The organism is Thalassospira sp. CH_XMU1458 (genome assembly GCF_037027205.1).
GTDB classification, from domain to species: domain Bacteria; phylum Pseudomonadota; class Alphaproteobacteria; order Rhodospirillales; family Thalassospiraceae; genus Thalassospira; species Thalassospira tepidiphila.
On sequence record NZ_JAYMDW010000003.1, the window covers coordinates 173,699 to 196,386 of the forward strand.

Below are 22,688 nucleotides of genomic sequence, written 5' to 3' on the forward strand. Positions count from 1 at the left end.
GAAACGCTTTTGCGATCAGCGGTCGTTTTCCGGACCGGCGAACACTGTATCATATGTTTCGGTATTGCCGGTTTCCTTATCGGTCACCGTGAATTCAAATGGTGTCGATTTACCATCAAGTGTTTGGGGATCCGCTGCCACAAAGACGCGGAAACTGCCGACCCGGTCGGGGGCCACGTCCAGATCATAGGTGCCGTCCTGGTTCGGGGTCAGGCCGATGATCTGGAAATCAGTTGCGTCAATCCCTTCAAGCGACAGAACATATGTTTTTTCTGCCTGTTCCTTGTTGAGAACCTTAAGGGTATAGCCGTTGCGCACGTCACCATCAGACAGGGCGACGAACAGCGGGTTACGGTCCCGCAAAACATTGAGCTCAAGCACCGAACGGTTGGCCAGACCAAACATCATGACCACGGCAATGATCACCAGCAGCAATGAATAGAAGATTGTGCGCGGGCGAATGATGCGCACGCGGGTCGCCTTGCCCTGTGAACGAAGCTGGGAGTTCTGGACCGAGTCGAACCGAACCAGATCGCGCGGGAATCCGACCTTGTCCATCATCTCGTTGCAGGCATCGATGCACAGCCCACAGCCAATGCATTCAAGCTGCAGGCCATCGCGGATATCAATGCCGGTCGGGCAAACGTTCACGCAGGCGTGGCAGTCGATGCAGTGACCGGTTTCTGGCACTTCGCCGCGCACAAGGTTTTTACGTTTGATCGGACCACGCGTTTCACCGCGCCAGCTTTCATAGGTGACGATCATGCTTTCATCATCAAGCATGGCGGACTGGAAGCGCGGCCAAGGGCACATATAGGTGCAAACCTGTTCACGTGCCCAGCCTGCCAGAAGGTAGGTCGAGCCAGTCAGGAATGCGATGGTGACATAAGTGCCAAAGGTGGCGTTGGCGGTAAAGATATCGACCATCACGGTCGGGGCATCGTGGAAATAAAGGACAAAAGCACCACCGGTCGCCATGGAAATGGCGATCCATGCCACATGTGTTGCCCCGACTTTCCAGATTTTTTCCAGCGTCCATTTCGATTTGTCGAGGCGGACACGCGCGTTGCGGTCACCCTGGATATAGCGTTCCACCAACATGAATAGGTCGGTCCAAACCGTTTGCGGGCATCCATAGCCGCACCAGATACGCCCGAACAAGGACGTCGCAAGGAACAAGCCCACAGCCGCCATGATCAGGATGCCGGTGATGTAATAGACTTCCTGCGGCCAGATTTCGATGAAGAAGAAATAGGCACGCCCCAGATCCATATCGATCAGAACGGCCTGATCCGGTGCGCTTGGCCCACGGTCCCAGCGCAGCCATGGCACGACCCAGTAAATGGCCAGAAGTGCAATCAGCGCAAACCACTTCAGATTCCGGAAACGTCCTGAGACGCGCTTCGGATAGACTTTGTCGCGCTTTTTATAAAGCGGGACTTCATCATAATCGCCTTCGTCGACGACGTGCGGGACGTTTTTGGGTTCGATATCTGGTTGCTGCAAAGTGGACATGGCCATGTTCGCTACCTGGTTGTTGCTCTGAACCTTGCGACTGCTCTCTGTGCGGGGCGAACCCGCCAGTCGCTTTAAAGGTTGGTCTGTCAGGAGAACTTGGGTTTCTGGCAGCTTTGCAGAGCAAACTCTAATTATTCAAATCTCAGGCAGAAAATACGAGAGACCCGGCTTGCTCACCATGACACATGTCAATTTATTAGCCGATATTGGTATGAATTGTTGTGGGTGAGCCGCCCGGTAAAGAAAAAGGCCCGCGATTACAAATCACGGGCCTTTTTGGAAAAGTTGTCTTGGACTGCGGACTTAGTATGCGGACTTACTGGCCGCCACCGAGCGAGTGGACATAAACCGTCAGCATTTTGATGGTTTCTTCGTCCAGACGGCCTTCCCATGCCGGCATGACGCCGCGACGGGAATTCATGACCGTTTCGGTGATGGTTTCTTTCGAACCACCATAGAGCCAGATGGCATCCGTCAGGTTCGGTGCACCGAGATCCTGAATGCCTTTGGCATCGTCACCGTGGCAAGAAGCGCAGTTTTCCTCAAAGACCACCGCACCGCGATCAGCCGCAGCGGCGTCAGTTGCACGGTCCGTGAAGGACAGAACATATTGAACCACATCTTCGATCTGGTCGCGTTCAAGCAGTTCGTCACGCCCAAATGCCGGCATATCATTGAAGCGGGTATCTTCATTGGCATCCCAGCGCACACCGACATGCAGTGTCTGGTTGATGGCATCAAGCGTCCCGCCCCAAAGCCACGCATCGTCCTGAAGCGACGGGAAGCCCGGGTTACCCGAACCACCGGTGCCATGGCACGGTGCGCAGTTATCGGCGAAAACGGCCTTGCCGCCAGCCATGGAGAAGTTCAGAAGTTCGCTGTCATTGGCGATTTCCGATACATCCAGGGCAGCCAGACGTTCCATGTAAGGTGCACGTTCGGCCGCAACACTGGCCATGGTTTCGTGCAGTTCGGTACGGTTGGTGGTGCCAAACATACCTTTGAGATAGTCATTGGCAGTCGGCCAGGACGGGTAAACCACCCAGTAACCAACAGACCAGATGACGGTGATCCAGAAGACATAGACCCACCAGGACGGCAGCGGAGTATTCAGTTCCTTGATGCCATCCCATTCATGACCGGTGGTATCTGTGCCGGATACCTGATCTTTCTCGACTTTTGTCGACATTGCTCTGTTCTCCCCTCAATCCTGATCCCGGAAGGGGATCTGCGCATGCGATTCCATGTCCTTGTTGCGCTTTTTGCTTGGCCACATGACCCAGGCAATAATCGCGCCGAACAGCAGCATCAGCCACAGACCCCACAGAGGGCGGAAAAAGTCAGCGAGTTGCGTAAAGAATTCCATGACGATCCCCTTGCATTAGCGCAGGTTCATCTGCGGGTTGTAGGTGGTGAAGTCGACCATCCGGCCCAGGACCTGCAGGTACGCAACAAGCGCATCCATTTCGGTCAATTCTGCCGGGTTGCCGTCAAAGTCACCTGTTGCCGCATTCGGATAGCGCGCGAGGAAATCATCGTCATAGGCCGCATCCTCGCTGGCCTGCAGATACAGGTCTGCCTTGGCTGCCTCGATCATCTCGTCTGTGTAGGGGACACCTACCATCTTGAGGGTCTCGAGATGTGCCTGAGCGTCATCGAAATTCAGTTTGCGTTCCGCCAGGAACGGATAACCCGGCATGATCGATTCCGGCACAACAGCGCGCGGGTCAATCAGGTGGGCCACATGCCATGCGTTGGAATATTTTCCGCCGACACGTGCCAGATCCGGACCGGTTCGTTTTGACCCCCACTGGAACGGATGGTCATACATCGATTCTGCTGCAAGGCTGTAATGGCCATAACGTTCGACCTCGTCACGGAACGGACGGATCTGCTGGGAATGGCAATTATAGCAACCTTCACGGAGATAGATGTTACGACCGGCCTGTTCGAGTGGCGAATAGGGACGGACACCTTCCACTTTCTCAATGGTCTGTTCCATCGTGAACAACGGTACAATTTCAACGATACCGCCGATGATGATGGTCAGGAAAATACCAAGGATCAGAAAGAAGACGTTCTTTTCTACGATATGGTGTTTTTTAAGAAGCATCTCTGGTTCCCCCCTTATTCGGCTGCAACGGGTGCAGGTGTGCCGATTGGTGCTTCGTTACGGAGGTCACCCTTGATGGTCTTGTAGATGTTCCAGACCATCAGCAGCGAACCCAGCAAGAACAGCAGGCCACCGGTTGCACGAATGATGTAGTAGGGATGCATTGCCTCGACAGTTTCGATGAAGGAATACTGCAGGAAGCCAAGGTCGTCATAGGCGCGCCACATCAGGCCCTGCATGATCCCCGAAACCCACATCGAGGTGATGTAAAGAACGATCCCGATGGTACCGAGCCAGAAGTGATGAGCCACAAGGCGCATCGAATACAGGCGTTCACGGTGCCAAAGGACCGGGATCAGGAAGTAGATCGCACCGAACGATACGAAGGCAACCCAGCCAAGCGCACCGGAATGCACGTGACCAATGGTCCAGTCGGTATAGTGCGACAGGCCGTTGACCGCCTTGATCGACATGACCGGGCCTTCGAAGGTCGACATGCCGTAGAAACCGACAGCCGCCACCATGAAGCGCAGAACCGGATCCGTGCGCAGTTTGTCCCAGGCGCCCGAAAGCGTCATCAGACCGTTGATCATCCCGCCCCATGACGGCATCCACAGCATGATCGAGAAGGTCATGCCAAGGGTCTGTGCCCAATCCGGAAGTGCGGTGTAGTGCAGGTGGTGCGGACCAGCCCAGATATACAGGAAGATCAGCGCCCAGAAGTGGATGATCGACAGGCGATAGGAATAAACCGGACGTTCGGCACGTTTCGGAATGAAGTAGTACATCATGCCGAGGAAGCCAGCCGTCAGGAAGAAGCCCACAGCGTTATGGCCGTACCACCACTGGGTCAATGCATCCTGTACGCCCGAGAACATCGAATAGGACTTCGTGCCCATGAACGAGACCGGAATGGCAAGGTTGTTGCCAAGATGGAGCATCGCAATGGTCACGATAAAGGCCAGATAGAACCAGTTCGCGACATAAATGTGCGGCTCGGTACGTTTCAAAAGGGTGCCGACAAACATTGCCAGATAGCAAACCCAGACGATCGTGATCCAGATATCAACGAACCATTCCGGTTCGGCATATTCACGACCCTGGGTCACACCGGTAACATAACCGATGGCCGCCATCACGATGAACAGCTGGTACCCCCAGAACACGAACGCCGGAAGTGCGCGACCGCCATAAAGCGGTGCGCGGCAGGTGCGCTGCACGACATAGAATGACGTTGCCAGAAGCGCGTTACCGCCAAAGGCAAAGATCACTGCCGAGGTGTGCAGCGGACGCAGGCGTCCGAAGTTCAGAAATTCTGTATCAAAATTGAGAACCGGAAATGCGAGCTGCCATGCAATGACATCGCCCACCAAAAATCCGACTACTCCCCAAAATACGGTCGCAAGTGCGGCCCAGCGCACAACGTCCATATTATAATTGACAGCAACTGAAGGCGATGCTGCCTGTGCCATGCTCCCCTGGCTCATGCTTGACTCCCGTTCAAGGTGGTCGGGTGAACTGCCCAAAACCCTCTCGGGCAGTTTCAAAAGTCCCGATGAACCGACGACCTTCTTGATCTTCGGTCCACCTGCACAAAAAGCCCCACCCAAAATGCACCTTGTCTGAAAGTCAGGGCGCGTTATTCCGGGCGAGGTTTCCCAATTCGTTCGGCGAGTATGCGGACAGTTCATCCAAAAGCCATTGACCTACGTCAATCTCGGCTTGCAAACCCGTCAGAAATTCAATCGGCGGAAACGTATTGGCCCTTCGGCTGGGTACTTCTGTACTGGCTGTGTTTATGCGCGCCAAACCCTCAAAAGGTGTTGATGCACATCAAGGTGGGGCCGATTTATTTGCGGCATGATCTGCTAAATTCCAGAGGGCAGGATCATGTCAGAAGCCTATAAGTCACTTCCACTTACAGCACAGACCGCGGATATGACATATCCGCTGGTTCAGATGTTGAAAGTCGACATGTCTTTTGACCGTTGGCGTGCATTCGTCGATCAGTATTGCATGCCGGTTAATAAGGAGTCCGTTAGTGCAGGCACCGACGGTGATGACATCCTCTGGCAACGTGAGCGCGGCATCATCGTGATCGCCAACGAGCGCGGCTATATCCATGGACTGTTTTCGTATTATGTCCGTGATGACATGACCGATGGCGTTGTCTTGCATGTCGACAATGTGATGGCGGTTGAAATCGTTTCGGGCGACTATGTCCTTGATACGATGCGCGATGCCATGAGCCGTTTGGCGCGGGTGCATGATTGCAGCAACGTCTATGTTTCGCTTGGTGAACTTGATGAACGTCTGAGGGGATATTTTTCCCGGGCCGGATATGCACCAAGCAAGGTGCGCTATTGCGCACCAGCAAGCCCGCGCTTGACGGCCTAGAGTTCAATCCAAGTCTGGCCTTTTCCGGTTTGATAAAACGCCCCCTCTGTCGGGAATTCCAACTGTGGACGCCTTGCGCAATCAGGATTATAAGGCGGGTATGAACGGTATTCCTTTTGTCAAAATGCATGGTTTGGGAAATGATTTCGTTGTCTTTGACGGACGACGCGATCCCGCTGTGCTTGATCTTGATGACGCGACCGCTGCCCGTATTGCCGATCGCAAGACCGGGGTCGGTTGCGATCAGTTGATCGTTATCGAACCGGCCCGCGATGATCTGGCCGATGCCTTTATGCGCATCCGCAACAATGATGGCGGCGAGGTTCAGGCGTGTGGCAATGCGACCCGCTGTGTGGCCAATATCGTCATGGGCGAACTTGGCCGCAAAGACGTGATCATTGAAACCGTTGTCGGTTTGCTGGATGCCAATGGCTTGGCCGATGGCCGTGTCACGGTTGATATGGGACAGGTCAAACTGGATTGGCGTGACATTCCGCTGTCCGATGCGGTCGATACCAACCATATTCCGCTTTCACTCGGTCCGCTTTCTGATGCGGTGGGTGTCAATGTTGGCAACCCGCATGGTGTTTTCTTTGTTGATGACGCCGAGTCCATTGATATCGAGAAATTCGGCCCGGTGCTTGAACATCACGAAATGTTCCCGGAACGCGCCAATATCGAAGTTTGCAGCATCATCGATGAAAACAAGATCCGCATGCGCGTTTGGGAACGCGGTGTCGGCGTGACCCGTGCATGCGGGACGGGCGCCTGTGCAGCTGGGGTTGCGGCGGCACGTCGTGGTCTTACCGGTCGCAAGGTCGAAGTGATCCTTGATGGCGGGCCACTGACCATTGAATGGCTGCCCGATGATCATGTGTTGATGACCGGCCCGGTCGCGACCAGTTTTTCTGGCTTTTTGCACGCGTCCCTTCTGGGAAACCATTGATCAGGTTTTCCTGATTGGTCTTTTGACCGGTTTGATCTGGCCTTGCGTCGGGTGAGTTGATCGGGCAAAACAAGGCGCATCAGGATTTGGTTCAATCCATGTCGGGACACCCAATCCCGTCTTTTGTGAAACTCAAAAGCAGGTTCAGATAATGGCTGACTTCAATACGCTTGACGGTGTCAATGTGGCTGGCAAGCGCGTTTTGCTGCGCGCTGATCTTAACGTTCCGATGAAGGATGGTGTTGTTGGCGATACGACTCGTATCGACCGCACTGTACCGGGCCTGATCGAACTGGCGGATGCCGGGGCGAAACTGGTGGTGATTACGCATTTCGGTCGTCCCAAAGGTGCGCGCGTCCCGGAAATGACCCTGAAACCGGTTGCCGATGCCCTTGCCAAGCAGCTTGGCCGTCCGGTGAAGTTTGCGGATGACTGCATCGGTGACGCAGCGGCAAGCGTGGTCAACAGCCTGAAAGACGGCGAAATCGCCCTTCTGGAAAACCTGCGTTACCACGCCGAAGAAGAAAAGAACGACCCCGCTTTTGTCACTGAGCTGGCAAAACTTGGCGATATGTATGTCAATGACGCGTTTTCCTGTGCGCACCGAGCACATGCCTCGACCGAGGGGCTGGCACGGGCGCTTCCGGCCTATGCCGGTCGATTGATGCAGGCTGAGCTTGAAGCGCTTGGCAATGCGCTTGAAGCACCAAAACATCCGGTGATGGCGATTGTTGGCGGTGCAAAGATCTCCACCAAGCTTGATCTTCTGGGCAATCTTGTTGCCAAGGTCGATCAGCTGGTTATTGGCGGTGGCATGGCCAACACCTTCCTGGCGGCAAAGGGTGTCAATGTTGGCAAGTCACTGTGCGAGCATGACCTGCTTGATACCGCGCGTGAGATTTTCAAAAAGGCCGAAGCCGCCAATTGCGAAATCGTCCTGCCGGTTGATGGTTTGGTGGCCAAGGAATTTGCAGCCAATGCGCCGCATGATGTTTGTGACATCAACGACGTCGCCGCAGAGGGCATGATCCTTGATGCCGGTCCGGCAACCATCGAAGATCTGAACAAGCGTCTTGAGACTTGTGAAACGCTGGTCTGGAACGGCCCGTTGGGTGCGTTTGAAATTACCCCTTTTGACACCGCAACAGTTTCGGTCGCCCAGCATGCAGCAGAACTGACCAAGGCCGGAAAGCTTTTGTCGGTTGCAGGTGGTGGCGACACGGTTGCGGCCCTGCGCCATGCCGATTCTGATCAGGCATTTTCATATGTCTCGACCGCGGGTGGTGCGTTCCTGGAATGGCTGGAAGGCAAGACCCTTCCGGGGGTGGCGGCCCTTCGCGCCGGCTAAGCCATTTGGTTTGAGTACAAAACAACAAACCCCGCCAACTTGGCGGGGTTTTCTTTTGCGGCGCGCTTAGGAAACCTAGTCCTTCTTGACGTCAGGCAGGCTGTTCTGGGCCGTGCTTTGCATGATTTCATCGCGTTCGGTCAGGAAACCTGCATAGCCGTTTTCCATCATGGCTCCGCCCAGTTCGATATAGACGGTAAACAGGCGCGATAAGGTATCGGCCTCGTCCGTATCCAGAACCGACAGCAACTCACCCGATCTGGCTTGCCCGGTTTCGAAATGCTCCCAGGCATGTTCGAGCAGGATTTTACCGAGATAATCGAGATCACTATATTTGCCTTGGCCGATGGCATTGCGGATTTCACCAAGGGTGATGTCGGCAGCGATCAGGACTTCCGAGGGGATGGTGACAAGGCGGTCGGGGCCTTTGATGTCTTCGGGCAGGTCGCGCAGAATGTGGATGATATAGCAAAAGATCGCCATGTCCCGCGCGTGATAGAGCGGCGGATTGGTCAGTGGCGACGTATAGCCGATCTCTGCGTCATAACGGGCGGACAACAGATAGACAAAAATCGATGCCGGTGCCGCGGTCGCCCCTTCGCAATAGGCGATAAAATCGTCCCATTCGTCCATCGGTTCTTCGGCGATGTCACGATGAAGCGCATCTGCCAGTTCGATCCATGGATCTGCGGGAAGGTCGCTGCGTCCCAAGGTCAGGCGCAGGGCCTGATAGACCTCAGACGACAAAGGGCCGTTTTCGGGCAGGGGATTATCCAGATCTGCCTTGGCGGCGATGACCTGTGCTTGCCATTGATGAATGGTTTGCAGGACAAATTCGCGTTGGGCATCGCGCTCGGCATCGGGCAGTTCAAGGAACCCGTCATCTACGATATCGTCGATCACACGCATCGAGGCATAGGCTGCCAGAAAGAAACGCTGCCGTTCGGGCGAAAGGCGCATTGCGGCACGATACAGATTGGCATTCTTTGCAGCTGCCAGTTCGTTGCAGGCATCGAAAGGTGGTCCAAGTACAGCGTGTTCAGGAGGGAGCGAATGGCTCATGCGTGTCTGGATGTCCCGTTGGTTTGCTTTCAAACAGTCATACAGCACTGCCAGCGCTGCGCAACATCCGAATTGGGAATTGTCAGGGGCGTTGGCACACGGTGCGCAATCGCATGATCAGAACTGGATCCGGTATCTGGCCGTCAGCCCCAACATGGCATCAATGCCATCAAGTAGACCATCACTGGGGCTCGTTGTGGTCAAATCACGTGAAACCGAGCCATGCAGACCGATCCAGATATCTTCGAGCGGCATGTAGGACAGTGAGCCGGCAAGTCCGGCATCGTTGGTCAAACCTGTTCCGGTAAAACCGAACCTTGAACGCGCACGATGTTGCATACCGAATGCATCGGTCTGGTAAACACCAAAATTTCCCGGTGTCGCGGCATCAAGATCAACGAACGGTCCGACGGTAAAACCAACATCAGGAGACGGTGAATAGCCAAAGCCGATTTGGGCATTCATGCCGTGATCAGAACGTGGCGTGCCACCGAATTCAAGCCAGTACTGTGCCGGATTGTGAGGATCTGTCGCATCAGGACCAAGCGTCAGGCCATAGCGTGCCGACGGGGTGAAGCTGCGATCAAAGCCGGTTGGGTTTGAAGATGAAATACCACCGGGGCCAAATGCGCTGCCGCCTGGGATCAACGTGATGCCGGTTTGCGATGTTGGTTCAGGTTGCAGCGATTGGGCAAAAGCCGAAGGGTTCTGAACCAGACCCGCATGCAGCAAAGCCGTCAGAAATATCCATATCCGGTGTCTTTTTGCCCAATTTGGCCAATGCAGCTTTTTCATGTCGCCTGTGCCCACAGGTGATCAAACAACCACAGCAATCGAGGCAAAAGCCAGACTGCGTCCTTTGCCGGACGCTTGAATGGTTTGATTTTGTCGGTCCCAACCAACAACCGTTGAACCCTTGCTGCGTTCTTGGCGCGTAGCAAACTTCATCGGGTTCTTGACGGACGGGGTTTTCCGGCGTGACTTGATCCTGTGTTTTGCCGGGGATTGCCGGTCAGGATGTGCTCGTGCTCAGAAAGTCCCGAATTGCGTCGATTTGCGCTTTATCATTTAAGTGGGGTGCGTGCCCGCAGTTCGCCACTGCAAAAACCGGCATTTGTGGTTTTTTCTGTTTCATTTTATCGACGATGGATTTCGGAATCAGATCGGACTGTTCGCCACTGATCAGCATGACGGGACAGGGCAGGGCTTCAAATTCGGCCCAGGCATCAAAGTTATCAATATGTTCGGCAAAAACGCGCATCACTTGCGGGTCGTAATGCATCATGAAATTGCCATTGGGCAGGCGACGTACGGAACGTGATGCCAAAAAGGCCCATGTCGCATCATCGGCCACCCCGAAGGAGGCATAAACCAGCCGTACAAGCTGTTCGACCTCGTCGATGGTTTCAAATTCCGGGGATGCCCCGACATAGGATTTGATACGCGCAACCGCCGTAGGATCAAGTTCTGGGCCAATGTCATTAAGCACCAGCCGTTCGATGCGTCCGGCGACTTCGGTTGTGGCATAAAGGCCAATGAGGCCACCCATGGATGTGCCGATCCAGTCGCAGGTATTGATGTTGAAATGATCAAGCAGTTCAAACATCTGCGCGACATAGAACGGCACGGTGTATTCCGTGTCCGGATCGCTGGCCCAACCGGAAAATCCCCGCCCGATCATTGACGGGCAAAGAACATAGTATTTGTCGGTGAAATGCGGCGCGACATGATCAAAGTCATCGGCAAGACGCGCCAGCCCGTGCATCATCAGAAGCGGTCGATTGGCCGGATTTCCCCATGCCCTGACATGGACTTCATAGCCACAGCATTTGACGAAATGTTCGCGAAAATCGGCCATGGGGTGCTCCTTGTCAGGGATGTCTTGTTCGGATTGTCAGGCGGACTTCTTGCGGGCGATCATGAACAGGCGATTGAACGGAAACAGGGTACGTCCGTCATCGCGTGACGGATAGACCTGATTAAGCCGTTCCTTGTATTTCGCAGTGAATTTTGCGCGCGCTTCATCATCGGGCAGGGCATCCATGACCGGACGCAGGATCGTTGAACTGGTCCAGTTATAGACCGCGTCTGGCCCGGTCAGCACGTGGCAATATTGGGTTTGCCAAAGGTCGACTTCATCACATGCAGGTGTCAGCACATCGAAATAATCACCCGGGCGCATGATGCGGGCCGCATGCATCGCGGTTGCCACTTCCTTGCGCCAGTCCATCCCGGCTTCGCCGATCAACTGGTGGCTGGGTGCCAGGAAATTGTTGGGCACCTGAATGGCGATGATACCGCCAGGGCGAAGATGTTCAAGAAGGCGCGGAAACAGCTTTGAGTGATCGGGCACCCAGTGCAGGGCCGCATTGGAAAACAGCAGATCAACGGGCGCGTCCGGTTGCCAGTCGGCGATGTCGGCCTTTTGCCAGGTGATGTTTTCATCCCGCTTGCGCGCGGTTTCAAGCATCTCGTCAGACGAATCAACACCTGTGATACGCGGTCCGTCAGGATCGCTTGAACCATATGCATCGGCAAGTATGGCTGTTACCGAACCCGGGCCACAGCCCAGGTCGACAATATGACGCGGTGAAAACCCGCTTGCCGGTTTGGGCAAACGCGAAATCAGATCGATGGCCGGTCGCAGGCGTTCATTGCCAAACAAACCGTAACGGGCAGGATCCCAGTGTGTATTGCTCATGGGAAAGTCTTATCGCGTTTCGGATGTCATTTGAAGCATCGAGGAGACGTGCCGCCAAAAACAAGCGCCCCAGACCAGAGGTTGGGGCGCAGAAATCCGACGACACATCAAAAACAGCGATCAGTGATCGGACGCTTCAAGCTGGTCATAATGGCCCTTGATCAGATGGAACATGAACAGCACGGCACCAATGAACATCGCAAGCCCGACGAAGTAGGAATAACCGTCCTGCGAACCTGACGCGTAAAACAGGCCGAAAAGACCGACCACGATGGTCAGAACACCAAAGATCAACCGATCCATACCCATGTTGGAACTCCTCTAAGCCGAATGTTTGTTATTCAAATTTATCGAAAACTGTACTGCGATCAAACCGCAAACATCGTCTTATGCCTGACCCTTTTCGCGAATTCTTTGCGGTATGTCATGAAACTCGGCGGCAATTTGTAAATAAACCGGCCTTTTGAACGGCACGATAAGATCCGGCAGGGTCGCCAGATCGTTCCAGCGCCAACTGTCAAATTCCGGATCCGGGACATCAATATTGATGTGTTTGTCCTTGCCGGTAAAGCGCATGGCGAACCATTTCTGTTTCTGGCCGCGATACTTGCCCTTGAACGCCTTGCCAATCAGGTGTTCGGGCAGATCATAGGTCAGCCAGTTCGGCGTTTCGGAAATGATTTCGGCCTTGTCGGTGCCGATTTCTTCCTTGAGTTCACGCATGGCGGCTTCAATCGGCGTTTCGCCGTCATCAATACCGCCTTGCGGCAATTGCCAGGCGCCTTCAAACCCGAAACGGTTGCCCATCCAGACCAATCCGTCTGCGTTAAACAGGGCAATACCGACGCATGGCCGATAAGGAAGATCATCTGCCGTGACTTTGTCTGCGTTCGGGGTGTCGGACTTCTTTGCCATGACTGCTCCTGACTGACAGGGCCGGGGTACCGGCATCTGTCATTAGTTCTCGATTGTGTTGGCGGGTTCGTCGGGCTCCGCAGGGTCGGCAGATTCCGAAAGTGCTTCTTCCTGCTCGGCCTGTTCGGCCATGACCTCACGTTCGCGTTCTTCGGCTTCAAGGCGGGCGGCCTCTGCCTCGTCGGCAGATTGCGGCGTGACCTGCTGGCCTGATACGGCACTAACCGGGACCAGAACAACCCCCTGACGTTTCAGGCGGAAGGCCCAGTTGCGCAATCGCTGGATCGTCACCGGATAGGATTGCGCAATCCCGACGGCAACGCCATTGCGTTTGGCGATTTCGACCAGTTCGGCCAGTCGCCTGTCGATGTGGCGGCGGCTTGGTGTGTCATCGATGATGACATTGCTGATCGCATTTGGTGTTCCGTCGTTTGCCGCCAGTTGCGCGCCATAGCTGGCGACACCGCTTCCGGTGCCTTCGACATACATCAGGCCAGTACGCGAAATGAATTCGATCACCGGGCGAATGGCGCTATCGAGGCTTCCGAATTTTGATCCCTGAAGGCTGACCAGACCGGCATAGCCCGGGAAACGTGCCAACAACCATTCCAGACGGACAAGGTTTTCACCCTCTGACAGGGATGTCAAAAGTGCGCGCGGTCCGGGGTCTGACAGCGGGAAGTCCGCCGGTTCCATCGGAAGTTCAAGGAAAACCTCGTGGCCCATGGCGCGTGCTTCGCGGGCAACTGTTTGCAGATCGCGGGCATAGGGCGAAATCGCCAGTGAAATGTTAAGCGGCAGATCATTGATGGCCGCGTCGGTGCGCTCTTCGTTCAGGCCAACACCGGTCAGCATCACCGCGACAACCGGGGTGCCTTCGGGCAGTTCGAACGGGCGTTTGTAGGCTTCAAACGGCGTGGTGCCATCATCGCCGATGCGCGGGATGCGGCCAAAACTGCCTTCCTCGTCAAGACCGGGCAGGGGGGCCGGGCGCAAGGGATCGGGTTCGATCGGTTCGTCAAACGATCCTTCTTCCTCGATCAGGGCGGCGAGTTCTTCTGGTGTCGGGGCGCCATCACCGGTTCCATCGGTTGCGCCCGGTGTTCCGATCAGGTCGGAAACGCCATCAAGGTTGCCGGCAATGTCTTCGGCTGACGGGCCTTGGCCATTTGCACCATTGGCAGCCTCCATCGCGGCGCGATCGCGATCCTGAATGTCCTTAACACCGCGCGCGATTTCTTCTTGCAGTTCGCGTTCGGTGCCCGGAACAGTGATCGTGGCTTCCGGTCCGCCAGCATGAAACAGCCGCCAGCCGGTTTCCGGATCAAGCACCGGGATCATCGCGACCGCTGTTGCGCAAAATGGCGACAGGAACAGGGTAATGATCAGCAGTTTCGAAAGCCAGCTGCGCCGTGATTTCGGCCGCTTTGGCATTCGTTTGAACTGCACCTCGATCGGCAGTTCATTAAAGGGCAGGTCATCGAGGTCGACGTTGTCTTCGTCGTCGGCGTCAGTCATCCCGTCGCCAAGGTCGTCGGCCAAATCACTGGCCATGTCCTCGTCGATGTCACCGTTCTTTTTCTTTCGGAACGGCAAGGAATTTAGGATTTTCCTGAACACGCGCAACTAGTCTCTCACGATGCCGGGTCCAACCTTACCCATTCGGACGCGGGCCAAACAGCGAAATACCCCGGATCATGTCAAGCGCGCGCGACAGCTGATAATCATCAATCGCCAGCTGTTCGGCCTCGTCACGGCGGGAATTTGCATCCTGTTCCGCATCTGTGATGCCTTCGTCCTCGTTACGAAGGGCGCCACTAAGCGATGCTTCGGAGCGACGGGTATCCGCCTCGATGCTTTCGACACGTGCCTGCGGAACGATGATGTCCGGCACAATGCCGACTTCCTGAATGGATTTGCCTGACGGCGTGTAATACCGCGCCGTGGTCAGACGAAGTGCCACGTTTCCGGGCATCGGCAGGATGGTCTGGACCGATCCCTTGCCAAAGCTGCGCGTACCCATGATGACGGCACGGCGGTGATCCTGAAGGGCGCCGGCGACGATTTCGGATGCCGAGGCAGAACCATCATTGATCAGAACCACAATCGGCAAACCTTCGCTGAGGTCACCGCTGCGTGCGTTGTACCGTTCGGTGTTTTCGGTATCACGCGGACGGGTCGATACGATTTCACCCTTATCAAGAAAGGCATCGGAAACCGAGATCGCCTGATCAAGCAAGCCGCCCGGGTTGTTGCGCAGGTCAATCACCAGACCCTTGATTTCAGGGCCGATTTCTTCGCGCATGTCGGCAATGGCACGCTGCAGGCCGCTGGCGGTCTGTTCGTTGAATTTGGTGATACGGATATAGCCGATATCGTCTTTCGGTTCGGCGCGGACCGACTGGATCTTGATCACTGCGCGGGTCAGGGTGACATCGAACGGTGCCTGTTCACCCTTGCGGATGATGGTCAGGACGATGTCGGTATTGACCTTGCCGCGCATCATCTCGACCGCGTCATTCAGCGTCATGCCGCGAATGGCGGTGCCATCGATATGCGTAATGAAGTCGCCCGGCTGAAGGCCAGCCTTTTCGGCCGGCGTGTCATAGATCGGCGCGATGACTTTGACAAAGCCGTCTTCCATGGTGACTTCGATGCCAAGACCACCGAATTCGCCGCGGGTATCGACCTGCATTTCCTCGAAATTATCCATGTTGAGATACGAGGAATGCGGATCAAGCGATGTCAGCATGCCGTTGATGGCCGCTTCGATCAGTTTTTTGTCATCGACTTCTTCGACATATTTGCTTTTGACCTGTTCGAACACATCGCCAAACAGGTTGAGCAGCCGATAGGTCTCAGCCGAGGAGGTTGAAGATTGCGCCAAAACTGGCGACGCAAGGCCGATAGTCATGCCGGTCGCGAGTGCGAGTACTGCCAATCGTGAGGTTTTCATCCACTTACCTTGCCGTTTTTCGAGGCCAGCCATGGAAGCGGATTGATTGCTTCCCCGTTCTGGCGCATCTCCAGATATAGTTTTGGCGAAGTTTCACCCATAATACCAACAGGTTCGCCCGCCAATAGATATTGTCCTACCACACTGTCCAGCCGATCAAAACCGGCGATAAGGCTATGGTATCCTTCGCCGTGTTCGATAATCAAGAGCCGGCCATACCCGCGGAACGGGCCGGCAAAGACAACTTTGCCGTCAAAAGGTGAGACAACCTGCGCATTTGCGCGTGTGCTGATCTCAATTCCCTTGGATCTGTTTACGGTCAAGCCATCCGGGCCGCGTGATTTTTCACCAAAAAGTGTAACCACTTTACCACTGGCGGGCATGCGGAGGTTGCCTTGTGCCAGTGTGATCGAACTGCCAACAGCGAATTCTTCGTCACTTGTGTCGGTGCCACCGGTCTTGCCCGCATCAGATTTGCTTTCGGGCGGCGGTGGCGGTGTGTTTTTGGCAATTGTTGTCGCACCAAGCGTGTCTGCATCCGGTTCGGTACGTGTCGCAACACGAACTTCCGGACGGGCGCGCGGGCGTGGCAGCCCTTCGGCACGATTTTCCAGATTGCGCAAAAGTTCGCCCAGCGATTTGGCTTCATCGGCAAGCAGACTTACCGCCTTGGCGGCTTCTTCGGCTTCGGCCTCTGTCTGGGCGCGCAGGCGGCGCTTTTCATCCAGAAGGGCGGCAAGGGATGCGCGTTCTTGTTGTAATTCCTGGGTGGCAGCGGCCAATTCGCTGCGGCGATTGCGAATATCTTCGCGCAGTGTGGCAATCTCGCCCAGTTCCTTGCGCAGATCGCGGGCGTGCTGTTCGACACCGGGCAGGGCGGCCTTAAGCAACACTGCCGAACGCAACGTATCCTGCGGCGATGTTGGCAGGGCAATGACCGCTTCGGGCGGGGTGGTCGACAGGCGCTGCAGGGCCATCAGGATACGGGCATATTGCCCGGCCTTGTCTTCAAGGCTGGTGGCCGCGACCTTTTCACGTGCTTCAAGCGTTTCGAGCTGATCTTCCAGTTCGGTCAGCGTCGTTTCAAGGCGCTGGGTGCGTCTGGCGACAGATATCGCCTCGGACTGAAGGGCTTGTTCCTCGGTCCAGAGCTCCCGTGATTTGCGTGACAGGAACTCTTCCTGTTTTTGCTGTTCGGAAAGCTGGTTTTCAAGTTGATCAAGTTGCTGATCAACCTTTTGCAGCGATTGGGCAAAAGAAGGCGCAGCCCCGCCTGCAGCAAAAACCGCAAAAGCGATCAGCGCAGGCAGGGCGATCTCATAAGCTAACTTAGCTCGCAAGAAGCGCGTCATTCTGTTTCAGGCCCTTAAGCAAGGGTTTACCAGTCATTTCCGCCGGTTGCGGCACGCCAAGCAATTGCAGCAAGGTCGGTGCGACATCGGCCAAACGACCATTTTCCAATGTTACCCCTTCCGGACCGTTAACAAGGATGGTCGGAACGAGATTAAGTGTATGTGCCGTGTGCGGTTCGCCGGTTTCCGGATCGACCATCACTTCGCAGTTGCCGTGATCGGCGGTAACAAAGGCAACGCCGCCGACCGACTTGATCGCGTCAATTACCTTGCCAAGGCAGGTATCAACCGCCTCGGCGGCCTTCATCGCGGCTTCAAGGATGCCGCTATGGCCGACCATGTCCGGGTTGGCAAAGTTCAGGATGATGGTATCGTATTTTTCCGACTTGATGGCGGCGGCCAGTTTTTCAGTCACTTCCGGTGCCGACATTTCCGGCTGCAGGTCATAGGTCGCGACTTTGGGGGAGGCGACCAGAATGCGGTCCTCGCCCTCGAATACCTGTTCTTCGCCGCCGTTAAAGAAGAACGACACATGCGGGTATTTCTCGGTCTCGGCGATGCGAAGCTGCTTCATACCCGCCTTGGAAACCACTTCGCCAAAGATATTTGGCAGGGTCTGCGGCGGATAGATCGCATCCATATATTTCGCATGTTCGGACGAATATTCGACCATCCCGGCCTGAACGGCGAACTTGACTGGCGTGCCGCGATCAAAGCCATCAAATTCCGGTGCGCAAAGGGCTGCAAGGATTTCACGTGCGCGATCCGCCCGGAAATTGGTCATCAGAAGGCCGTCGCCATCCTTCATGCCGTCATAATCGCCAATCACGGTCGGCAGAACAAATTCATCGGTCGTACCGGCTTCATACGAGTTGGCAATCGCGGCCTCCGCACTATCAGCACTGCGGCCATCGGCGTAATTCTTGCCCTGAACCATGGTGAAATAGGCCTGGCTTACGCGTTCCCAACGGTTGTCGCGGTCCATGGCGTAATAACGGCCGGTGACGGTGGCGATTTCAACATCGGCATCACCGATCAGGGCGCGGAATTTCTCAAGGAACTTGGCGGCACTTTTCGGTGCGGTATCACGGCCATCAAGATAGGCGTGAATTTTTACCGGCACACCGGCACTCGCAATGATCTTGGCCAGGGCCGCCATGTGGGCCTGATGGGAATGCACCCCGCCTTCGGACAGAAGACCCGCGATATGGCAAACGCCCTTGGAATCGGAAAGTTTGGCGATGATCTTTTTGACGGTGTCGGTATCGGCGATGCTGCCGGTTTTGACGGCCTCGTCAATTTTCGGCAGTTCCTGCATGACCACACGGCCAGCACCCAGGTTCATGTGACCGACTTCCGAGTTGCCCATCTGACCTTCGGGCAGGCCGACATCCAGACCGCAGGCCTTGAGGAACCCGGTCGGATTGTTGGCGTAAAGGTCATCCCAGACAGGCGTGTTGGCAAGGGCGACAGCGTTGTCCTTGCTTTCTTCGCGATAACCCCAGCCGTCCAGAATGCACAGCACCACAGGGCGCGGGCGCTTTACGGAATTCGATACAGTCACGTTCATAAACCCCACAGATAAAGGAAAAGGCTGAATGTCCCGTAAATATGGTGACTTACGGGCTCTTTCGCCATCAATCCCGCCATGCGGACAGGGTGGGTCAGTCTTCGCACACGACAGGTACATCAATTACCCGGGCAATTTAGCACGATTACCGTTGCTTAACAGCATCTGCCGCAGAAAATTTTGCAGATGCAAACCAGTTCTTTTGACAGTGTCTAAAGACGCAGATAGTGTTCAATCTGACGGTGAACCTCTGAGGTGGCAGAAATGTTATCTCGCACCGTGACGGGAGAGTTCGGATATCATGCGATTTGCATGATGTGCGGCGCCGAAGGAGCAATGCCTCATAAACACTCTCAGGCAGATGGACCGTCACGGAAGAGGCTCTGGAGAGAGAAACCAAAAAGCGCCTGGGAGAAAGCGCTGGTCAGGTTTCCACCGAAGGATGAACGCCCCAAGCCGATCTTGATCGGGCAGGGCGGATAATCTCAGGTCAAGGGACAGAGGGGGCAAAAACACCGGTTCGTAAACAGCGCGAAAACAAGCGCGTTATTGAGCCGTGAAGGAGGCCCTTGATGACAAATCCCGCGACCGATCCATCTTCGGGATCGCAAAAGAAATCCCAACATGACGTCAACCTGTCGGTTGTTGACCTTTACACGATTGGTATCGGTCCTTCGAGTTCGCATACGGTTGGCCCGATGCGCGCGGGGTATCGTTTCTGCCTTGAGCTTGAGGCGCGCAATCTTTTGCAAAAGACCGGCAGTATTGTGGTTGATCTTTATGGATCGCTTGCCCTGACCGGCAAGGGGCACGCAACCGATACCGCGGTGATCATGGGCCTGAATGGCAAGCGCCCGCGCAATATCGATCCTGATGATATCGTGCCGACTGTGAAGGCGATTGATGAAACCAGCCAGTTGCAGCTTTACGGGCAGTATCCGGTTGCCTTTAACCGCGATACCAATCTGGTGTTTCATTTCACCGAAACCCTGCCGCAGCATCCCAATGGCATGCGCATTACCGCCTTTGATCACGATGGGGTGAAAATCCATACCCAGGAATATTTTTCGGTCGGGGGTGGCTTTATCGTATCCAGTGACGATCACGGTGCGGAATATTCCGGCGATAACATCACCTTGCCATTTCCGTTTTCGTCCGCCGATGAGCTGATGGAAATCTGCAAGCGCGAAGGCCGCTCCATCGCGGAAATCATGATGGAGAACGAGCAAAGCTGGCGCAGCTCTGATGAAACCATCGCTTTTGTTGATCGCGTTCATGACGCGATGATGAACTGCATTGACCGCGGCATCCGCACTGACGGTATCTTGCCCGGTGGCCTGAATGTCAAACGCCGGGCATCGAACCTTTACAAGGAACTGACCGAAAAGCCCGAAGCTGGCTTGCGTGATCCGTTGACGGTGATTGACTGGGTCAATCTGTATGCCCTTGCCGTCAACGAAGAAAATGCCGCAGGCGGGCGGGTTGTCACCGCACCAACAAACGGGGCGGCAGGCGTTATTCCCGCCGTTCTGCGTTATTACGAAAAGTTCGGTGCCAACGCCAATCAGCACAAAATTCGTGAATTCCTTCTGACCGCGGCGGCCATCGGGTCGATCTATAAAAAACGCGCCTCAATATCCGCGGCCGAAGTTGGCTGTCAGGGCGAGGTCGGTGTTGCCTGTTCAATGGCGGCCGGTGCGCTGTGTGCGGTGCTGGGCGGAACGCCCGAACAGGTCGAAAACGCTGCCGAGATCGGAATGGAACATAACCTTGGCCTGACCTGCGATCCGATTGGCGGTCTGGTGCAGGTTCCCTGCATCGAACGCAACACCATGGGCGCGGTCAAGGCGATCAATGCGGCACGTCTGGCATTGCGCGGTGACGGCCAGCATACCGTGTCGCTTGATAAGGTGATCGAGACCATGCGCCAGACGGGACTCGACATGCAAAGCAAGTACAAGGAAACCAGCCAGGGCGGTCTTGCGGTCAATGTCAACGTGGTCGAGTGTTGATCCCAACTCTTAAGAATAGGGCAGAAAACCGGGCTTTTTGGCATTTGAAATGTAAATTAGACGGTTTTCTGCTTTTGTTTCTTGCGACTTGCGGTTGGTGTTTTGCTATGATTTGCCGACTAAAAATAGGGGCAAAGACCCCAATATCGGTTGGACATAGATATGAGCAAAAAACTGTTCCGCATTTACATCGCGGTCAGTCTGGATGGCTTCATTGCGCGTGCCAATGGTGCGGTGGACTGGTTGGGGGAATATGACCCGGCCGAGTTCGGCTTTGATGACTTTCTGGACTCCGTCGGTACGCTGATCATCGGGCGAAACACCTTTGATCAGGTGATGGAATTTGGCGACTGGCCCTATGAGGCCCGCCGCACAATCGTTCTGACTTCACGCGAACTGCCCAAAGATAGGCCTGCCAACACAGAGGCCTATGGCGGCAGTATCATCGAACTGGTCGATCAATTGCGCGACCGGCGGTCGGCGGATGGCGACATCTGGGTCGTCGGCGGGGGCAGCGTGGTCACACAGTTCCTGTTTGGCGGTTTCGCCGATCAGCTTGATATCTTTACCATCCCGGAAGTGCTGGGTTCCGGTATTTCATTGTTCGGGCGTGACGCCGGGGGGATCAAACCCCGTCTTCTGGCGTCCGAACGGTACAATTCCGGCGTCGTGCGCAGCCAGTACGGTTTGGCGTAAGCCCGAAAACAAACAAGCCCGCATCTGGTGAACCGGATGCGGGCTTTGTGTTCCTGTGCCGTTTTTGGCGCAGGATGAAGGCTTAAATCTCTTCAAGTGCCTCAAGCGATTCTGGCAGGATTTGACCGCCATCGACCACGATTTGCTGGCCGGTGATATAGGCCGCTTCATCGGATGCAAAGAACAGGGCGGCGTTGGCGATATCCTCGACACTGCCCAGACGTTTCAGCGGGATCGAGTTCGCCATCGAGCACAGATAATCCTCGCCAAGATCGGCCAGGCCCTCTGTCATGATATTGCCGGGCATGACGGCATTGATCGTCGTGTTATAGCGCGACAATTCCATGGCGGCCGTCTTGATAAAGCCAAGCTGTCCGGCCTTTGACGCACCATAGTGCGACCATCCCGGATAGCCGGTGACAGGCCCGGTGATCGAGGACGTGATCACCACGCGCCCCTTGCCGCTTTTCTCGAAATAGGGAATGCAGGCCTTCACGCACAGGAAGCTGCTTTTAAGGTTGGTCGACATGACCTGATCCCAGTCATCCGCCGTCATATCGACCATCTTGACCTGTGGAAATATGCCGGCATTGGCGCACAGGATGTCAATCCCGCCAAAGGTTTTGGCCGTGTAGTCGGCAAGCGCGCTTACCTGATCGAAATCCGAGACATCACACAGGAACATGTCGGCGGTGCCCCCGGCGGCCTTGATTTCATCCACCGTCGCGGCCGCGTCCTTTTCGGTGCGGGCGGCGATCATGACCTTTGCGCCCTTGCTGGCAAATACCTTGGCGATACCCTTGCCAATGCCCTTTGAGCCACCGGTGACGATGACGCTTTTGCCGGAAATCGAAGTCAGCATGGTCGATCCTTTCGTGAAGTCATTGGGCAATGCGCCAGCTTTGCGGTGTGCTGCGGATTGCCGGTTCCCTGATTGTGCGCTGAGTTATGTTTTCTTGATGATTGGTCGAAATATTCCGTGATGCAACAAAAAATGTTGCAAGTTACACATTTTGTGCCGCATTATTCACAAAATGGTACTGAGACGGTCCTGAAACGGCGCACAACATCCGCTTCGAGGCGGTCACGAAACAACGACAGG

General features: G+C 55.3%; 21 protein-coding genes and 1 riboswitch. Of the genes, 5 read left to right on the forward strand and 16 right to left on the reverse strand.

What is annotated here, in order from left to right; genetic code table 11:
* Positions 1-15: 15 nt before the first annotated feature.
* The 5 genes from ccoG to ccoN form a co-directional block, all read right to left on the reverse strand.
* Entirely contained in the window at positions 16-1,521 is a 1,506-nt protein-coding gene (gene ccoG / locus WBY09_RS14850) for a cytochrome c oxidase accessory protein CcoG (protein ID WP_336233138.1), read from the reverse strand.
* Positions 1,522-1,834: 313 nt separating this feature from the next.
* Positions 1,835-2,707 carry a cytochrome-c oxidase, cbb3-type subunit III gene (gene ccoP, locus WBY09_RS14855; protein ID WP_064781177.1) on the reverse strand — a complete coding sequence of 291 codons (873 nt, stop codon included), beginning with the start codon at positions 2,705-2,707 and terminating at the stop codon, positions 1,835-1,837.
* A gap of 15 nt (positions 2,708-2,722) precedes the next feature.
* Positions 2,723-2,884 carry a cbb3-type cytochrome c oxidase subunit 3 gene (locus tag WBY09_RS14860; RefSeq protein WP_008889825.1) on the reverse strand — a complete coding sequence of 54 codons (162 nt, stop codon included), beginning with the start codon at positions 2,882-2,884 and terminating at the stop codon, positions 2,723-2,725.
* A gap of 15 nt (positions 2,885-2,899) precedes the next feature.
* Positions 2,900-3,631 carry a cytochrome-c oxidase, cbb3-type subunit II gene (gene ccoO, locus WBY09_RS14865; protein WP_008889826.1) on the reverse strand — a complete coding sequence of 244 codons (732 nt, stop codon included), beginning with the start codon at positions 3,629-3,631 and terminating at the stop codon, positions 2,900-2,902.
* Positions 3,632-3,645: 14 nt separating this feature from the next.
* Positions 3,646-5,103, reverse strand: coding sequence for a cytochrome-c oxidase, cbb3-type subunit I (gene ccoN / locus WBY09_RS14870; protein ID WP_008889827.1), 1,458 nt, complete (start codon positions 5,101-5,103; stop codon positions 3,646-3,648).
* Between the two features lie 418 nt (positions 5,104-5,521).
* On the opposite strand from ccoN, the gene WBY09_RS14875 reads away from it, so the two are divergent.
* From WBY09_RS14875 to WBY09_RS14885, 3 genes are all read left to right on the forward strand, one after another.
* Complete coding sequence (locus WBY09_RS14875; protein ID WP_286792701.1) at positions 5,522-6,028, forward strand: hypothetical protein; 507 nt, start codon at positions 5,522-5,524, stop codon at positions 6,026-6,028.
* 100 nt (positions 6,029-6,128) lie between these two features.
* Positions 6,129-6,974, forward strand: a complete 846-nt coding sequence (dapF, locus tag WBY09_RS14880; RefSeq protein WP_064781296.1) for a diaminopimelate epimerase — start codon at positions 6,129-6,131, stop codon at positions 6,972-6,974.
* 151 nt (positions 6,975-7,125) lie between these two features.
* The gene (locus WBY09_RS14885) at positions 7,126-8,322 is read left to right on the forward strand and encodes a phosphoglycerate kinase (protein ID WP_286792699.1); all 1,197 of its coding nucleotides are present in this window, start codon (positions 7,126-7,128) and stop codon (positions 8,320-8,322) included.
* Between the two features lie 75 nt (positions 8,323-8,397).
* On the opposite strand, the gene WBY09_RS14890 is transcribed toward WBY09_RS14885, so the two are convergent.
* The 10 genes from WBY09_RS14890 to gpmI all read right to left on the reverse strand — a co-directional run bounded on the left by WBY09_RS14890 (position 8,398) and on the right by gpmI (position 18,878).
* Entirely contained in the window at positions 8,398-9,384 is a 987-nt protein-coding gene (locus WBY09_RS14890) for a squalene/phytoene synthase family protein (protein WP_336233139.1), read from the reverse strand.
* Between the two features lie 117 nt (positions 9,385-9,501).
* Complete coding sequence (locus WBY09_RS14895) at positions 9,502-10,116, reverse strand: hypothetical protein (RefSeq protein WP_336233140.1); 615 nt, start codon at positions 10,114-10,116, stop codon at positions 9,502-9,504.
* Positions 10,117-10,396: 280 nt separating this feature from the next.
* Positions 10,397-11,242 (reverse strand): alpha/beta fold hydrolase, encoded by an 846-nt coding sequence (locus tag WBY09_RS14900; protein WP_286792696.1) that lies wholly within the window; start codon positions 11,240-11,242, stop codon positions 10,397-10,399.
* A 36-nt stretch (positions 11,243-11,278) separates the two neighbouring features.
* Positions 11,279-12,085, reverse strand: a complete 807-nt coding sequence (locus WBY09_RS14905; protein WP_063089173.1) for a methyltransferase domain-containing protein — start codon at positions 12,083-12,085, stop codon at positions 11,279-11,281.
* A 120-nt stretch (positions 12,086-12,205) separates the two neighbouring features.
* A complete protein-coding gene (locus WBY09_RS14910; protein ID WP_008889835.1) occupies positions 12,206-12,394 on the reverse strand; it encodes a hypothetical protein in 189 nt (62 codons plus the stop codon).
* A gap of 78 nt (positions 12,395-12,472) precedes the next feature.
* Positions 12,473-13,000, reverse strand: coding sequence for an RNA pyrophosphohydrolase (locus tag WBY09_RS14915; protein WP_008889836.1), 528 nt, complete (start codon positions 12,998-13,000; stop codon positions 12,473-12,475).
* Positions 13,001-13,042: 42 nt separating this feature from the next.
* Positions 13,043-14,596 carry a divergent polysaccharide deacetylase family protein gene (locus tag WBY09_RS14920; RefSeq protein ID WP_336233141.1) on the reverse strand — a complete coding sequence of 518 codons (1,554 nt, stop codon included), beginning with the start codon at positions 14,594-14,596 and terminating at the stop codon, positions 13,043-13,045.
* A 58-nt stretch (positions 14,597-14,654) separates the two neighbouring features.
* Positions 14,655-15,956, reverse strand: coding sequence for a S41 family peptidase (locus WBY09_RS14925; protein WP_063089172.1), 1,302 nt, complete (start codon positions 15,954-15,956; stop codon positions 14,655-14,657).
* Entirely contained in the window at positions 15,953-17,296 is a 1,344-nt protein-coding gene (locus tag WBY09_RS14930; RefSeq protein WP_336233142.1) for a murein hydrolase activator EnvC family protein, read from the reverse strand. The genes WBY09_RS14925 and WBY09_RS14930 overlap by 4 nt, the downstream gene beginning before the upstream one ends.
* Entirely contained in the window at positions 17,286-18,878 is a 1,593-nt protein-coding gene (gene gpmI, locus WBY09_RS14935) for a 2,3-bisphosphoglycerate-independent phosphoglycerate mutase (RefSeq protein ID WP_336233143.1), read from the reverse strand. Before gpmI ends, WBY09_RS14930 begins: the two co-directional genes overlap by 11 nt.
* A 273-nt stretch (positions 18,879-19,151) precedes the next feature.
* Positions 19,152-19,257, forward strand: a riboswitch (glycine riboswitch).
* A gap of 193 nt (positions 19,258-19,450) precedes the next feature.
* Between gpmI and WBY09_RS14940 the strand changes: the two genes are divergently transcribed.
* The gene (locus tag WBY09_RS14940) at positions 19,451-20,890 is read left to right on the forward strand and encodes an L-serine ammonia-lyase (protein ID WP_336233146.1); all 1,440 of its coding nucleotides are present in this window, start codon (positions 19,451-19,453) and stop codon (positions 20,888-20,890) included.
* Positions 20,891-21,052: 162 nt separating this feature from the next.
* The gene (locus WBY09_RS14945; protein ID WP_063089168.1) at positions 21,053-21,586 is read left to right on the forward strand and encodes a dihydrofolate reductase family protein; all 534 of its coding nucleotides are present in this window, start codon (positions 21,053-21,055) and stop codon (positions 21,584-21,586) included.
* Positions 21,587-21,668: 82 nt separating this feature from the next.
* Here the strand turns inward: WBY09_RS14945 and fabG are convergent, their stop codons facing one another.
* Positions 21,669-22,448, reverse strand: coding sequence for a 3-oxoacyl-ACP reductase FabG (fabG, locus tag WBY09_RS14950; protein ID WP_286792691.1), 780 nt, complete (start codon positions 22,446-22,448; stop codon positions 21,669-21,671).
* Between the last annotated feature and the right edge of the window lie 240 nt (positions 22,449-22,688).

What these genes read in the sequence shown, in the direction of transcription:
- ccoG (WP_336233138.1), bottom strand. Translation starts at nt 1,521, where the DNA reads ATGGCCATGTCCACTTTGCAGCAACCAGATATCGAACCCAAAAACGTC.
- ccoP (WP_064781177.1), bottom strand. Translation starts at nt 2,707, where the DNA reads ATGTCGACAAAAGTCGAGAAAGATCAGGTATCCGGCACAGATACCACC.
- WBY09_RS14860 (WP_008889825.1), bottom strand. Translation starts at nt 2,884, where the DNA reads ATGGAATTCTTTACGCAACTCGCTGACTTTTTCCGCCCTCTGTGGGGT.
- ccoO (WP_008889826.1), bottom strand. Translation starts at nt 3,631, where the DNA reads ATGCTTCTTAAAAAACACCATATCGTAGAAAAGAACGTCTTCTTTCTG.
- ccoN (WP_008889827.1), bottom strand. Translation starts at nt 5,103, where the DNA reads ATGGCACAGGCAGCATCGCCTTCAGTTGCTGTCAATTATAATATGGAC.
- WBY09_RS14875 (WP_286792701.1), top strand. Translation starts at nt 5,522, where the DNA reads ATGTCAGAAGCCTATAAGTCACTTCCACTTACAGCACAGACCGCGGAT.
- dapF (WP_064781296.1), top strand. Translation starts at nt 6,129, where the DNA reads ATGAACGGTATTCCTTTTGTCAAAATGCATGGTTTGGGAAATGATTTC.
- WBY09_RS14885 (WP_286792699.1), top strand. Translation starts at nt 7,126, where the DNA reads ATGGCTGACTTCAATACGCTTGACGGTGTCAATGTGGCTGGCAAGCGC.
- WBY09_RS14890 (WP_336233139.1), bottom strand. Translation starts at nt 9,384, where the DNA reads ATGAGCCATTCGCTCCCTCCTGAACACGCTGTACTTGGACCACCTTTC.
- WBY09_RS14900 (WP_286792696.1), bottom strand. Translation starts at nt 11,242, where the DNA reads ATGGCCGATTTTCGCGAACATTTCGTCAAATGCTGTGGCTATGAAGTC.
- WBY09_RS14905 (WP_063089173.1), bottom strand. Translation starts at nt 12,085, where the DNA reads ATGAGCAATACACACTGGGATCCTGCCCGTTACGGTTTGTTTGGCAAT.
- WBY09_RS14910 (WP_008889835.1), bottom strand. Translation starts at nt 12,394, where the DNA reads ATGGGTATGGATCGGTTGATCTTTGGTGTTCTGACCATCGTGGTCGGT.
- WBY09_RS14915 (WP_008889836.1), bottom strand. Translation starts at nt 13,000, where the DNA reads ATGGCAAAGAAGTCCGACACCCCGAACGCAGACAAAGTCACGGCAGAT.
- WBY09_RS14925 (WP_063089172.1), bottom strand. Translation starts at nt 15,956, where the DNA reads ATGAAAACCTCACGATTGGCAGTACTCGCACTCGCGACCGGCATGACT.
- gpmI (WP_336233143.1), bottom strand. Translation starts at nt 18,878, where the DNA reads ATGAACGTGACTGTATCGAATTCCGTAAAGCGCCCGCGCCCTGTGGTG.
- WBY09_RS14940 (WP_336233146.1), top strand. Translation starts at nt 19,451, where the DNA reads ATGACAAATCCCGCGACCGATCCATCTTCGGGATCGCAAAAGAAATCC.
- WBY09_RS14945 (WP_063089168.1), top strand. Translation starts at nt 21,053, where the DNA reads ATGAGCAAAAAACTGTTCCGCATTTACATCGCGGTCAGTCTGGATGGC.
- fabG (WP_286792691.1), bottom strand. Translation starts at nt 22,448, where the DNA reads ATGCTGACTTCGATTTCCGGCAAAAGCGTCATCGTCACCGGTGGCTCA.